The organism is Flavobacterium sp. B330r, assembly GCF_056824325.1.
Window position 1 is genome coordinate 3,723,646 of the sequence record NZ_CP124860.1, and the last position, 12,364, is coordinate 3,736,009.

The window sequence follows — 12,364 nt, forward strand, 5'->3', positions numbered from 1 at the left end:
AGAGTAAAACTTGAAACCTGAAACTTGAAACTTTTTCTTGCGTGAGGGATAGGAGCAAATTACCGAAGTAATGCGGATAGCCCGACCGAATTTGCGAAAGGCGCACATAAGCGGTTTGTTAAATTGCGCCTTTTGGAAATTTGGGCACGCCCAGATTATAAAAAGAATGCCAATAAAATTCCTAGAACGATCATAGAAACTTTGGCAATGTTGAATTTGTGTCCTTCGCTGCTTTCAAAAATGATGGTTGAGGAAATGTGGAATAAAATACCTATTACGATTGCTGTTATTTCGGTGTAATATTTACTTAAGAAGGGCAAATATTCTGAAGCTACAGTTCCGAGTGGGGTCATGATGGCAAAGGTCAGCATGAAGGCAAAAATGGCTTTTTTGTTTAAATCTGCATTGATGAAAAATGTGGTTAAGATAACCGCAATTGGCAGATGATGAATGGCAATTCCTACTGCTAAACCATGATGGTGGCTTACAGGAAATCCTTCTAAAAAGGCGTGAATGCAAAGGCTGATAAATAAAAGCCATGGAATTTGAGACATTTTTGCGTGTCCGTGAACGTGTCCATGTTCGGCACCTTTTGAGAAAAATTCAAGTACGATCTGGAATAAAATTCCGACCATTATAAAGATTCCGATATTATGATTGTGCGATTCGTAAACATCTGGAAGAAGATGCATTACGGTTAACGATAATAAAAAAGAACCGCTAAATGCGAGTAGTAATTTTAAATTATTTTTGTTTTCTGGTTTTATAAATAAAGCCACGCCATATCCTAAAAGTACAGAAAATAAGGGTAATAAATAGTTCATTTGTATTTGTTTAACCGTTGATTTGTTTAATCGTTTTTTGCTTACCTATTAAACGGTTCAACAAATAAACGATTAACTAATTTACTTAAAAATCATGATTAATCTTTCGCTTTCGGTTTTATGGAATTTTTTGAGTTTGTAGTCTCCAAAAATGTCTAAAAGAAAAATTCCAGCCTCGTCCATTAAATCCTGAAAGTCTTTCAAAGTTAGGGCTTTTACTTTTTCTGTAAAATGATATTTTCTGCCTTGGTCTTCAAAATCAATTTCTTTAAAAATATGTCCGTCTTCAACGTATCTTTTGATGTGAAAATCTATTTCGTCAACTGTTTTTACTTCTTCGGGAACAAGATTTTCAATAACGTTTGGTACATTCATGAAATCGATTACAGCAAAACCGTATTCTGATAAGCTTTCTTTAATTGCTTTTAAAGTGGTCAGATTGTCTTCGTCGCTTTCAAAATAGCCAAAACTGGTAAAAAGATTGAAAATAGCATCAAACTTTTCTTCAAAAGGCTCGCGCATGTCGTGCACTTTAAAATGAAGGGTTTCATTACTGTTTTTACTAGCTTCGGCGATGCTGTTTTCAGACAAATCTGCGCCTAAAACATCGTAGCCTAATTGATTCAAATAAATAGAATGACGGCCTTTTCCGCACGCTAAATCCAATACTTTGGCTTTCTCTGGCAGGTTAAGATAATGTGTTAAATTGTCCATGAAAACCTGAGCTTCACGATAATTACGATCCTTGTAAAGAATATGATAATATGGCGTGTCAAACCACGAAGAATACCAGTTTTGATTGTCATCTTCTTGATTTTGGATTGGTGCGTTATGTTTTACAGACATTTATTCTATTTCAATTAATTCAAAAGTCCGGCAAATTTAGTGTATTTTTGCCGAAAAATAACTATTTCGCTTCGATACCTATTTATAACAGTATAATAAAATGTTATAGCGATTAGCTTTTTTTAATTGAAAAAGAAATGGAAGAAAATTTTAAAATGATTGCCAAATGTTTTTTTGGCTTTGAAGAAATATTAGAAAAAGAATTACGCACACTTGGCGCTCAAGATGTTGAAAAAGGTGTGAGGATGGTAAGCTTTAAAGGAGACAAAGGTTTTATGTACAAAGCCAATTTGTCTTTGCGTACTGCGCTTAAAGTTTTAAAACCAATTTATTCTTTTAGAGCTAATAATGAACAGGCTTTGTACAAAGGAATTTTGGGGATAAACTGGTCTAAATACTTAAATGCGAATCAGACTTTTGTGATTGATAGCACGGTGCATTCGACTTATTTCAATCATTCTGAATTTATTTCTCAGAAATGTAAAGATGCGATCGTAGATCAGTTTAGAGAAAGAACGGGACAGCGTCCAAGTATTGATAAACAGTATCCAGATTTGCGTATTAATATTCATATTGACAAAGATCAGGTTTCTGTTTCTTTAGATACTTCTGGAGCGTCGCTTCATCAGCGTGGTTACAGAACGGCTACCAATATTGCCCCTATTAATGAGGTTTTGGCAGCTGGAATTCTTTTATTGTCTGGTTGGGATGGACAAAGTGATTTCTTGGATCCTATGTGCGGTTCTGGAACTTTCTTGGCAGAAGCAGCTATGATTGCCTGCAATATTCCAGCAAATATTAACAGAAAAGAGTTTGCTTTTGAAAAATGGAAAGATTGGGATAATGATTTGTTTGATATGATTGTTGATAGTTTAATGAAAAAAACTAGAGAGTTTCATTATACAATTAAAGGTTTTGATAAAGCGCCAAGTGCTGTAAGCAAAGCGAAAGACAATATTAGAAATGCTAATTTAGAAGATTACATTAAAATTTACGAAGAGAACTTTTTTGATACAGAAAAAGAAACAGAAGGTAAACTGCATATTGTTTTCAATCCGCCTTACGATGAGCGTTTGGATATTCATATGGAAAAATTCTACGCTAGTATTGGAGATACTTTAAAGAAGAATTATCCAGGAACAAACGCTTGGTTTATTACAGCCAACCTTGAAGCCTTAAAATTCGTAGGATTAAAACCTTCTAGAAAAATCAAACTTTTTAACGGAAGCCTTGAAGCACGTTTGGTAAAATACGAAATGTACGAAGGAAGTAAGAGAACGAAGTTTCAAGTCTAAGTCTCTAAGATACTAAGATTCTAAGATTCTGAGATACTAAGTCTCTAAGATTCTAAGATGCTAAGAGTTTTAGTAAAATGGGAAAAAGAATAATTTTAAATAAATATTAAGGTTCTAAAGAATATATAAGTTGCAAGGAAAAAAACTTAGCCTCTTAGCCTCTCAGAACCTTAGCAATTCAAAAAAAATGTCAAAACTACAACTACGCGCTTTTTTATACCAATTGGCTGCTTTTGCAATTTTATTTCTTTTATTTAGATATTTGATTGCGGCTTACACGGGATTAACTGGAATTTGGATTCCGATGACGGCATTTGTAATTGGAACTATTATTGGGCCTAAATTTCAAGCGGTAAGAACTAAAGACGGTGAAAAGCTTTTTATGAAGTGGCTTTTTATAAAAGGAATTAAAGAAATCGGATAATTTGAAAAATATATGAGGAAAATTGGACTTATTGGCGGAATCAGCTGGGTTTCTACATCTGATTATTATACTTTAATTAATAAAGGAATTAATGAAAAACTCGGCGGACTAAATTTCTCTGAATGTCTAATCTACTCTTTTAATTATGCCGATATTAAAAAGAATAACGATGCCAACGACTGGGATTCTACTTTTAATATGCTTTTAAAAGCGGCAGAAGTTTTAAAATCAGGCGGGGCAGAAGCTATTGTTTTATGTGCCAATACAATGCATTTAATTGCAGACAAACTGCAGCAAGCTATTGGACTTCCGCTTATTCATATTGCCGAAGAAACAGCGATTGAAATTCAGAAAAAAGACTTGAAAAAAGTAGGTTTACTGGGAACAAAATTCACAATGGAATTGGATTTCTTTAAAGATAAACTTGCTGAAAAAGGAATTGAAGCAATAATACCAATAAGAGAAGCTGACAAAGATTTTATTCATTACACCATCTTCGAAGAATTGGGAAGGGGAATTGCAACTGAAGAAACGAAAAAGCGTTATCTTGAAATTGCAAATGAATTAATCAAAAATGGAGCAGAAGGAATTATTTTAGGATGCACCGAAATTCCGCTAGTAATAAAAGAAGGAGATTTAATTGTCCCTATTTTTGATACAACTTTAATACATACACAAGCAGCGATTAATTTTCAGTTAACTTAAAAAAGATGCTAAGATTCTGAGATACTAAGGTTCTAAGTTTTTAATCTTAACAACATAAAAAAGCGGTAAATTCAACTTGAATTTACCGCTTTTTTTTAAACTTAGTATCTTAGAGTCTTAGCATCTTAGAACCTTAAAAAAAAACTATTTTTTCTTCTTAGGTTCTTCTTTTTTTACTGTTTCAGATGCCATTGTTTTTTTCTTATAAATCGGAATAAAGTAGGAAACTGTGTAGTTGAAACCAATTCCAAAACTTCCGTCATAAGTTCTGTTAAAACCTGGAATATAAAGGTTTTCGAAATTATTTGGTTCTTTATTAGAAGTCAGAAGTTTAAGCTGAACACCGAAACCAACAAATACATTTTTCACAACTTGGGCTTTTAGTCCTAATGCAACTTCAATCCAAGTAGCGGTAAGTCCGCTATATTTATTGTCTGTTGCTATTGGAGGTAATTCTCCCCAATACGGATTCGGGTTATAGATCTTATAGCTATGCAATTCTTGCGCAAAACTACTAAATCCGCCACGCATTCCTATTGTGATAAGGTTTTCCATATCAAGCCAGTTTTGATAAAAATTATAGTCAAAACCTGCTTTTATATAAGTTCCGTTAGCAGAAGAAGTCAAACGGTCATCTTCTGTAGTTTTATCTTCGTAGCCTAATTCTGCCGCTAAGAAATACTTTTTGGTTAATCGCCAGTCTCCAACAAATTCTACTCCTTTATAATCTTTGTCATAAAGGCCACGAGTAAGTTTGTACAAATCAACACCAACACGAAGTCCGTAACGGTCTGTTTTTATAACGCTATCTATTGGAGCTTGAGCTTCCTGAATTTCTGGTTTTGCCGTTTTTACAGTTTCTGTTTTTGGCTTTTTAGTCGCTATTGTGTCCTTCAAATTTTTAGAAATCTCAGGAACATCCTGCGCATAACCTAAAAACATTGAAAACAATAATGAAAGACTAGAAATAAACTTTAATGTGTGTTTCATTTTCAGATTCAATGTTAGGGTTTTCTAAATCAACTTCGGTCATCCAAAACGTATCTCCGTCTGGATCAGTATGTACAAAAGGCAGAATGTTTTTTAGCTGAAAAATAGTTTTAAAGCCACAAGCTCTCGAAACGTATACATTTTGTGTGTTATAGTTAAATTTAATAACATCAGTATTGATAGCTGTGGTGCTTAAAGAGCTGTAAATAAACTTAAAGGTTGCTGTAGTGTCATTTACCTTTAACGGAATTGATACAGTACTTCCGCTGGTTACATATCTCAATGAATCATCTTCTGCGAGACTTTCATTAAAAACAATCCCTTCTTCCATTCCGTCACCAATAACTTTTAAGTTGGTAACATTTTTTGTTTTCGTCGGACTAGAAATATCATAAAATGTCATAACCAATCTTGGTGTAGTTGGTGTATTGGCATCGCAGATATCATCTTTCTCGCAGCTAGATAAGCCGAAAGTGAAGAGCAGTAAAAGAGAGATTAATTTTTTCATGTATTTTTTATCGAAGTTCTAAAAGTACAACATTTTCAACATGATGCGTCTGCGGAAACATATCTACAGGGCGCACACGAGTTACTTTGTATTTTTCATCCATTAAAGCTAGATCGCGCGCTTGAGTTGCAGAATTACAGCTTACATAAACCACTTTTTCAGGAGCAATTTTTAAGATTTGTTCTACAACATCTTTATGCATTCCGTCACGAGGCGGGTCTGTAATAATAACGTCTGGTTTTCCGTGCTGTGCAATAAAAGCTTCATTAAAGACTACCTTCATGTCACCAACAAAAAACTCGCAATTTGTAATATTATTGCGTTCTGCATTGGCTTTAGCATCAATAATAGCTTCAGGAACACTTTCTACTCCAATTACTTTTTTTGCTTTTTTAGAAACGAACTGTGCAATGGTTCCAGTTCCTGTATATAAGTCATAAACCACTTCATTTCCTGTAAGCCCAGCAAAATCTCGTGTTATTTTATATAATTCGTAAGCTTGGTCAGAGTTGGTTTGGTAGAATGATTTAGCATTAATGCTGAATTTTAAACCTTCCATTTCTTCCAAAATGTAGTTTCTTCCTTTGTAAAGGATTACATCCTGATCGTAAATTGTATCGTTTGGTTTTCCGTTTACAACATATTGTAATGAAGTAATTTGAGGGAATTTCTCGTATAAATGGTCAAGAATTAATTCTCGGTTTTCTTTGTCTTCTTCAAAAAACTGAATCAAAACCATGATTTCTCCAGTAGAAACCGTACGAATCATAACCGTTCTTAATAATCCAGAATGTTCTCTCGGATTAAAAAAAGCTAAATTATGTTCGTTTGCAAAAGCTCTAATTTCGTTACGAATGGCATTTGAAGGATCTTCTTGTAAATGACATTTGTTGATGTCTAAGATTTTATCCCACATTTTAGGAATATGAAAACCTAAAGCGTTTCTGTTCCCTAAATCTTCAGTGCTTCCAATTTCTTTTTCAGTTAACCAACGGCTGTTAGAAAAAGAAAATTCCATTTTATTTCTGTAGAAAAACTGTTTCTCAGAACCTAAAATATCTTCAAATTCTGGAAGTTCGATTTTTCCTATTCTTTGTAAGTGATTTTTAACCTCATTTTGTTTAAATGCAAGTTGCTGGCTGTATTTCATATTTTGCCATTTGCAACCTCCACATACACCAAAATGTTCGCATATTGGCTCAACTCTATATTCAGATAATTCGTGAAATTTTACCGCTTTACCTTCGTAATACGCTTTTCTTTTTTTTAGTGTCTGTACGTCTACAACATCTCCAGGTACCACATTCGGAATAAAGATAACTTTTCCGTCAGGTGCTTTGGCTACTGAAACCCCTTTTGCACCAGCATCAAGAACTTGAATTTGATGAAAGACAATTTTGTCTGTATTTTTTCTTCCCATAGCGCAAAAATAAGCCTTTGAAAACTTTTACAAATTTAATTTTAGAAAAAATTTAGAAATTCTTCAAAATATTAGTTTAATTGGGGATAAAAGCTAATTTTGTTTTCGTAATAATCCCAATAAAATTACATATTAACCTGCTATTTTTATCTTTTTATGAAGTTGTATCACAAACTTTCAAAAATCAGCTTTCTTAAAAAAAGTTATGCTTTTAAATTTTTATTTGTTGCTTTTATCGGTATCCATATTCCCTTAATCGGAATCTTGTTTTTTGTTCTATTTTTTGAGCATGAAGTATCATCAGCTTCTATTCTTATTTTTTCTTTAATTATGACATTGCTGGCAACGGCAATAACGCTTTTGGTTTTAAATAAACTGATAAAGCCAATCGCTATAGCCTCAAAAGCATTAGATGACTATAGAGATTCAAGAAAAATAGCTGCTTTGCCAACAGATTATACAGACGAAGCAGGTCTGCTTTTGTGTAACATACAGGAATCTATTAATGAAGCAGAAAATTTTATAAACGAAAAACAGGATTTGGTTTATATGCTTTCGCATGATTTGAAAAATTTTGCAGGAAATCCGCAAGGTTTGGCTAAACTTATTATAAGCGAGGAACCATCAGAATCGGTTAAAAATATGGCCGAGCTGATTTGCGAATCGACTGAACTGCAATTTAGATACATTGAAAATTTCATCAAATTGCTAAAAGAACAAGACGATGTTGTAAAAGTAAACCCAGAAGTAAAGGCGGTTTTGTTTTCGAATATTGTACCTTTTATTAACGAACAAGTTGAACAGCGTTTGTTAGATAAAAATATAAAAATGGATTTGGTTTTGGAATGTAATGAAGCAAAACTGAAAATAGACGAGGGGCTTTTGGTTCAAGTGTTGGTAAATCTAATAAGCAACGCCGTTAAGTTCTCTTATTTTGATAGCGAAATTAAAGTCAGAATCTTTTCTACAGATTCAAAATTGATTATGACGGTAAAAGATTACGGAATGGGGTTTGATCGAAATCAGATTGAGGAATTATTTAAAAAATTCACGAAAATGAGCCGTTTAGGAACCGCAAACGAAGGTTCGACAGGAATCGGATTGTATTTGTGCAAAAAAATCATAGAAAGAAACAAAGGTCGATTGACCGCATCTAGCGAAGGAAAAAATAAAGGTGCAGAATTTAAGATAGAATTCGACGTTTAGACTCTAAAAAAAAATAAGGCTGTAAGATTTTATTCTTGACAGCCTTATTTTATATTTTAATAGTAATGACTTACCAAAGCTGATGAACAGAAGATTTGATAAGGTCATTATAGATTTTGTTCATTTCTAAAATCTGCTCTGAAGTTAATTTTGGAGTGTCATAAACCGATAAATTTGATAAAACATGTTCTGTTTTGGATGCTCCAGGAATAATACAGCTTACTTCATTAAAACTCAAAATCCATTGTAAGGCTATTGCGGCTAGATTTTTTGATTCTGGAAATAAAGCTTTTAATTCTTCAACAGCTTTTAATCCTAATTCATAATCAATTCCAGAAAAAGTTTCGCCTTTATCAAACGCTTCTCCGTTACGATTAAAATTTCGGTGATCCTGAGGGTCAAAAGTTGTTTTTGCGTCAAATTTGCCTGTTAAAAGTCCGCTGGCTAATGGAACTCGGGCAATAATTCCGATATCTTTCTTTTTAGCTTCCGTGAAAAACAATTCAGAAGGTCGCTGACGAAACAAATTGAAGATAATCTGAACCGTTGTTACGTTTGAGTATTCAATGGCTTTTAAAGCTTCTTCGACTTTTTCAACGCTTACACCGAGGTTAAGAATTTTTCCCTGATCTTTTAGTCTATCAAAAAGTTCAAATATTTCTGGACGATAGTAAACTTCAGTCGGCGGACAATGCAGCTGAATTAAATCAAGTGTTTCTAATCCCGTTCTTTTTAAACTGTCTTCAACAAATTTTTGAAGTACTTTTGGCGTATATCCTGCATTAACATGCGGATTAATTTGGCGTCCGCATTTTGTGGCAACAAAAATACGTTCAGAACGAGAACGAACCACTCTTCCAACAGCAGTTTCGCTTAATCCATTTTCGTAAACATCGGCCGTATCAATAAAGTTTACGCCATTATCAATAGCAGTATTCAAAAGTTCATCGGCAGTTTTATCATCAAAACCCGATCCCCATTTTCCGCCAACTTGCCAAGTGCCAAGCGAAATTTCAGAGATATTAAAGTTTGTTTTTCCTAGTTTTCTGTAGTTCATTTTTTTTAGTTGCAAAGTTTCAGAGATACAAAGAGACAAAGTTTTTTTTAGGGAAAGTTTAGAGGCTTTGTCTCTTTGTGCCTCTGTACCTTTGTCCCTTTTTTAGTCAAATAAATCCGAAGACAAATAACGATCACCACGGTCGCAGATAACGGCAACCACAACTCCAGATTCTAATTGTTCTGCAATTTTTAAGGCAACTGCAACAGAACCTCCGCTGCTCATTCCTGCAAAAACACCTTCTTCTAGCGCTAATCTTTTGGTCATTTCTCGTGCTTCTTCTTCGCTCACATCTACAACAGTATCCACTTTAGAAGCATCAAATATTTTAGGAAGATATTCCTGTGGCCATTTACGGATTCCAGGAATCTGAGAACCATCACTTGGCTGTGCGCCAACGATCTGAACATTTGGATTTTTTTCTTTCAAATAAGTAGAAGTCCCGATAATAGTTCCTGTTGTTCCCATTGCCGAAACGAAATGCGTTACCGTTCCGTCAGTATCATTCCAAATTTCAGGCCCTGTTGTTTTGTAATGCGCTTTCCAGTTATCATCATTAGCAAACTGGTTCAGCATTAAATAGCCTCCTTGCGCTACTTTTTTATCGGCATAATCTCTAGAACCAATAATTCCTTCGCTTGCAGGCGTAAGAATAACTGTAGCGCCATAAGCACGCATAGTTTGAGTACGTTCTTTGGTAGAATCTTCGGGTAAAACCAGTTCGATTTCAATGCCAAATAACTGAGCAATCATAGCAAGCGCAATTCCAGTATTTCCGCTGGTTGCTTCAATTAATTTATCTCCTTTTTTGATATCGCCTCTTTCTAATGCTGCAGCAATCATATTGTATGCCGCTCTATCTTTTACGCTTCCTCCAGGATTATTTCCTTCTAGTTTCAGTAAAAGTTTTACATTTTTATTTTTAACTAGATTGACCGTTTCCATCAAAGGAGTATTGCCAATTAGGTTTAATAATTTATGTGAATTCATGTTATTTTTTTTCTTTTATTTTAACGTCAGTCGTAGTGGTGTTTAAAACGATAGAATCTTCTGGAATAGATTTGGTAACCCATGCATTTCCTCCAACAACACTGTTTTTTCCAATTACAGTTTCTCCGCCCAGAATTGTTGCATTGGCATAAATGCAGACATTGGCTTCAACGGTCGGATGCCTTTTTGCATTTTTCATGTCTTTGCTTACGCTTAATGCACCAAGCGTAACACCTTGATAGATTTTTACATGTTTTTTGATAACTGTAGTTTCACCAATTACAATACCGGTCGCGTGATCAATAAAAAATGGCGATGCGATATCGGCTCCTGCGTGAATATCTGTACCTGTAATTCTATGTGCGTATTCGCTCATTAATCGAGAGAATAACAATAAATCTAAATGATATAATTCGTGACTAAGTCTGTAAATTGCAATGGCATAAAAGCCTGGGTAACCCAAGTAGACTTCATCAATACTGTTTGATGCAGGATCGTTTTCAAGAATATATTCGGCATCTTGATTTAATTTTTCTAAAACTCCAGGAAGTTTCTCCAAAAAGCGATCCCAGATAGATTCGCATAAATTTTGAGGTTTTTTACAAGCCAAAACCGCAATTTCTTTAAAGCGAAACTCTAGTTCATCAATGCTTTCGTCAAGTGCCGCATTCGAATCAAAAAGCGTGTAAAAAAGCTTTTCTGTAAAGTCTTCTGTTTTGGTTTTAATACCGTAATTTATGTGTGAGTGGCTCTTTAAAGCTCTTATATTTTGTATGATATTGTCTTTTGTCACAATGGTAAAAATGAATGAATAATTTTGGAACGTTAAAAGTAAGGCGTTTTTTGGAAATAAAATCACGATTTAACGAAAGAAATTTACTTTGAAAGGTTTGATTTGTGATAAAAAGCAAATTCTAAACGGTTCTTATTTATACAATTCTTAAGAAGTTAATTGCGTAAATTAGCTTTCAAAATATACTAAAAATGAAAAATAAGCCAACATTTACGAGTGCAATTTCTGGGATTTCTTTTAATGAAAATGAGAAAATTTATGGAAGAGCAATTCATGATCCTATTTTGGGATTGATTAAAAAGGAATATCCCAATTTTAATGCTGAAGATTGCATTTCTATAAATGAATTGAATGTCTACCGCCAGAAATACATTTCGAATTATCTCTCTACCGAAATAGGAGCACTTTCGGCAATGGAAAAAAATGTCATTTCTTCACTAAAAGAAGATAAATCGATTGTAAGCATTGTAGAAGAGGAGGAAGAAGCTAGAAACTTAGGACAAAAAGTGGCCGATAAAGTAGCTGATTTTGGTGGGAGCTGGACTTTTATTATTTCGTTTGTTGTTTTCATTACGATTTGGATTGCTTCAAATGTTTATATTTTTCTAAACAAAGGTTTTGATCCCTATCCATTCATTCTTTTAAATTTAATACTTTCTTGCGTTGCAGCTTTGCAGGCGCCGGTTATTATGATGAGTCAAAACCGTCAGGAAGAAAAAGATCGTAATCGCGCTAAAAAAGATTTTATGATCAACCTGAAATCGGAATTGGAGATTAGATTAATTCATGATAAAATTGATCATTTAATTATGCATCAGCAGCAAGAATTAATCGAAATTCAGAAAGTGCAAATCGAGATGATGAATGATATTTTGGATCAGATTAAGAAATAGAAGTTTCTTAAAATTCCAATTTTTAAATCCCAAATTCCAAAAGAAACGAAGCGACTTTTTAGAAAATCTAAAATCTAAAAATAAAAGTGTTTGAAATAATAGCCACCGAGCATAAAAATGAAATTTACCACGGCAATGTTCCAAATGATTTTTTTATAATTTCTAGATTTATCTAAGAAATGAAACGTGATAAAAATGAAGAGTAAAAGACAAGTATAAATGGCCGGATACATTTTAAAAGCGGCTGAAAAATCACCTTGAAAAAGTAAGAATAGAGAACGCTGAAATCCACACCCTAAACAGTCATAACCAAAGAAGGTTTTGAATAGGCAAGGGATCATGTATTTCTCTAAGCTCATGGTGAATCTTTTTTGCAATTTTACTAAAAAAATATGACAAACGTTTGGAGTGGT

The 12,364-nt window shown here is 33.8% G+C and carries 14 protein-coding genes; 5 read left to right on the plus strand and 9 right to left on the minus strand.

The features are described from left to right. Positions 1 to 155: 155 nt before the first annotated feature. Together QLQ95_RS16455 and QLQ95_RS16460 are read right to left on the minus strand one after the other, a co-directional pair. A complete protein-coding gene (locus tag QLQ95_RS16455; RefSeq protein ID WP_095930951.1) occupies positions 156 to 824 on the minus strand; it encodes a ZIP family metal transporter in 669 nt (222 codons plus the stop codon). A gap of 81 nt (positions 825 to 905) precedes the next feature. Next, positions 906 to 1,670 (minus strand): class I SAM-dependent methyltransferase, encoded by a 765-nt coding sequence (locus QLQ95_RS16460; RefSeq protein ID WP_095930950.1) that lies wholly within the window; start codon positions 1,668 to 1,670, stop codon positions 906 to 908. A 137-nt stretch (positions 1,671 to 1,807) separates the two neighbouring features. Between QLQ95_RS16460 and QLQ95_RS16465 the strand changes: the two genes are divergently transcribed. From QLQ95_RS16465 to QLQ95_RS16475, 3 genes are all read left to right on the plus strand, one after another. Continuing rightward, the gene (locus QLQ95_RS16465) at positions 1,808 to 2,965 is read left to right on the plus strand and encodes a THUMP domain-containing class I SAM-dependent RNA methyltransferase (protein ID WP_095930949.1); all 1,158 of its coding nucleotides are present in this window, start codon (positions 1,808 to 1,810) and stop codon (positions 2,963 to 2,965) included. A gap of 187 nt (positions 2,966 to 3,152) precedes the next feature. Next, the gene (locus QLQ95_RS16470; RefSeq protein WP_095930948.1) at positions 3,153 to 3,389 is read left to right on the plus strand and encodes a hypothetical protein; all 237 of its coding nucleotides are present in this window, start codon (positions 3,153 to 3,155) and stop codon (positions 3,387 to 3,389) included. A gap of 12 nt (positions 3,390 to 3,401) precedes the next feature. Next, on the plus strand, positions 3,402 to 4,094 hold the full coding sequence (locus tag QLQ95_RS16475) for an aspartate/glutamate racemase family protein (protein ID WP_482500662.1): 693 nt from the start codon (positions 3,402 to 3,404) through the stop codon (positions 4,092 to 4,094). Between the two features lie 144 nt (positions 4,095 to 4,238). On the opposite strand, the gene QLQ95_RS16480 is transcribed toward QLQ95_RS16475, so the two are convergent. Genes QLQ95_RS16480 through rlmD form a run of 3 tightly spaced genes read right to left on the minus strand, consistent with a single transcriptional unit; the run spans position 4,239 to position 7,012 of the window. Beyond that, positions 4,239 to 5,084, minus strand: a complete 846-nt coding sequence (locus QLQ95_RS16480) for a DUF6048 family protein (protein WP_095930946.1) — start codon at positions 5,082 to 5,084, stop codon at positions 4,239 to 4,241. Beyond that, on the minus strand, positions 5,056 to 5,592 hold the full coding sequence (locus QLQ95_RS16485) for a DUF6452 family protein (protein WP_095930945.1): 537 nt from the start codon (positions 5,590 to 5,592) through the stop codon (positions 5,056 to 5,058). Before QLQ95_RS16485 ends, QLQ95_RS16480 begins: the two co-directional genes overlap by 29 nt. Before the next feature lie 7 nt (positions 5,593 to 5,599). Beyond that, complete coding sequence (gene rlmD, locus QLQ95_RS16490; protein WP_482500664.1) at positions 5,600 to 7,012, minus strand: 23S rRNA (uracil(1939)-C(5))-methyltransferase RlmD; 1,413 nt, start codon at positions 7,010 to 7,012, stop codon at positions 5,600 to 5,602. A gap of 156 nt (positions 7,013 to 7,168) precedes the next feature. Between rlmD and QLQ95_RS16495 the strand changes: the two genes are divergently transcribed. Beyond that, on the plus strand, positions 7,169 to 8,218 hold the full coding sequence (locus QLQ95_RS16495) for a sensor histidine kinase (protein ID WP_482500665.1): 1,050 nt from the start codon (positions 7,169 to 7,171) through the stop codon (positions 8,216 to 8,218). A 70-nt stretch (positions 8,219 to 8,288) separates the two neighbouring features. Here QLQ95_RS16495 and QLQ95_RS16500 read toward each other — a convergent pair whose 3' ends face one another. The 3 genes from QLQ95_RS16500 to epsC form a co-directional block, all read right to left on the minus strand. Further along, the gene (locus tag QLQ95_RS16500) at positions 8,289 to 9,275 is read right to left on the minus strand and encodes an aldo/keto reductase (RefSeq protein ID WP_482500667.1); all 987 of its coding nucleotides are present in this window, start codon (positions 9,273 to 9,275) and stop codon (positions 8,289 to 8,291) included. 102 nt (positions 9,276 to 9,377) lie between these two features. Then, positions 9,378 to 10,265, minus strand: coding sequence for a cysteine synthase CysM (gene cysM, locus QLQ95_RS16505; RefSeq protein WP_095930941.1), 888 nt, complete (start codon positions 10,263 to 10,265; stop codon positions 9,378 to 9,380). Between the two features lies 1 nt (position 10,266). Next, positions 10,267 to 11,058: a serine O-acetyltransferase EpsC gene (gene epsC, locus QLQ95_RS16510; protein WP_095930983.1), complete on the minus strand. Its 792-nt coding sequence runs from the start codon at positions 11,056 to 11,058 to the stop codon at positions 10,267 to 10,269. A 191-nt stretch (positions 11,059 to 11,249) separates the two neighbouring features. On the opposite strand from epsC, the gene QLQ95_RS16515 reads away from it, so the two are divergent. Next, positions 11,250 to 11,951: a DUF1003 domain-containing protein gene (locus QLQ95_RS16515; protein WP_482500669.1), complete on the plus strand. Its 702-nt coding sequence runs from the start codon at positions 11,250 to 11,252 to the stop codon at positions 11,949 to 11,951. Between the two features lie 74 nt (positions 11,952 to 12,025). Here the strand turns inward: QLQ95_RS16515 and QLQ95_RS16520 are convergent, their stop codons facing one another. Next, positions 12,026 to 12,310 (minus strand): DUF2752 domain-containing protein, encoded by a 285-nt coding sequence (locus tag QLQ95_RS16520; protein ID WP_320492401.1) that lies wholly within the window; start codon positions 12,308 to 12,310, stop codon positions 12,026 to 12,028. Between the last annotated feature and the right edge of the window lie 54 nt (positions 12,311 to 12,364).

Coding starts and splice junctions, on each gene's coding strand:
- QLQ95_RS16470 (WP_095930948.1), top strand. CDS start 3,153: ATGTCAAAACTACAACTACGCGCTTTTTTATACCAATTGGCTGCTTTT.
- QLQ95_RS16460 (WP_095930950.1), bottom strand. CDS start 1,670: ATGTCTGTAAAACATAACGCACCAATCCAAAATCAAGAAGATGACAAT.
- QLQ95_RS16515 (WP_482500669.1), top strand. CDS start 11,250: ATGAAAAATAAGCCAACATTTACGAGTGCAATTTCTGGGATTTCTTTT.
- QLQ95_RS16475 (WP_482500662.1), top strand. CDS start 3,402: ATGAGGAAAATTGGACTTATTGGCGGAATCAGCTGGGTTTCTACATCT.
- QLQ95_RS16500 (WP_482500667.1), bottom strand. CDS start 9,275: ATGAACTACAGAAAACTAGGAAAAACAAACTTTAATATCTCTGAAATT.
- QLQ95_RS16495 (WP_482500665.1), top strand. CDS start 7,169: ATGAAGTTGTATCACAAACTTTCAAAAATCAGCTTTCTTAAAAAAAGT.
- QLQ95_RS16520 (WP_320492401.1), bottom strand. CDS start 12,310: ATGAGCTTAGAGAAATACATGATCCCTTGCCTATTCAAAACCTTCTTT.
- QLQ95_RS16465 (WP_095930949.1), top strand. CDS start 1,808: ATGGAAGAAAATTTTAAAATGATTGCCAAATGTTTTTTTGGCTTTGAA.
- QLQ95_RS16480 (WP_095930946.1), bottom strand. CDS start 5,084: ATGAAACACACATTAAAGTTTATTTCTAGTCTTTCATTATTGTTTTCA.
- cysM (WP_095930941.1), bottom strand. CDS start 10,265: ATGAATTCACATAAATTATTAAACCTAATTGGCAATACTCCTTTGATG.
- QLQ95_RS16455 (WP_095930951.1), bottom strand. CDS start 824: ATGAACTATTTATTACCCTTATTTTCTGTACTTTTAGGATATGGCGTG.
- QLQ95_RS16485 (WP_095930945.1), bottom strand. CDS start 5,592: ATGAAAAAATTAATCTCTCTTTTACTGCTCTTCACTTTCGGCTTATCT.
- rlmD (WP_482500664.1), bottom strand. CDS start 7,012: ATGGGAAGAAAAAATACAGACAAAATTGTCTTTCATCAAATTCAAGTT.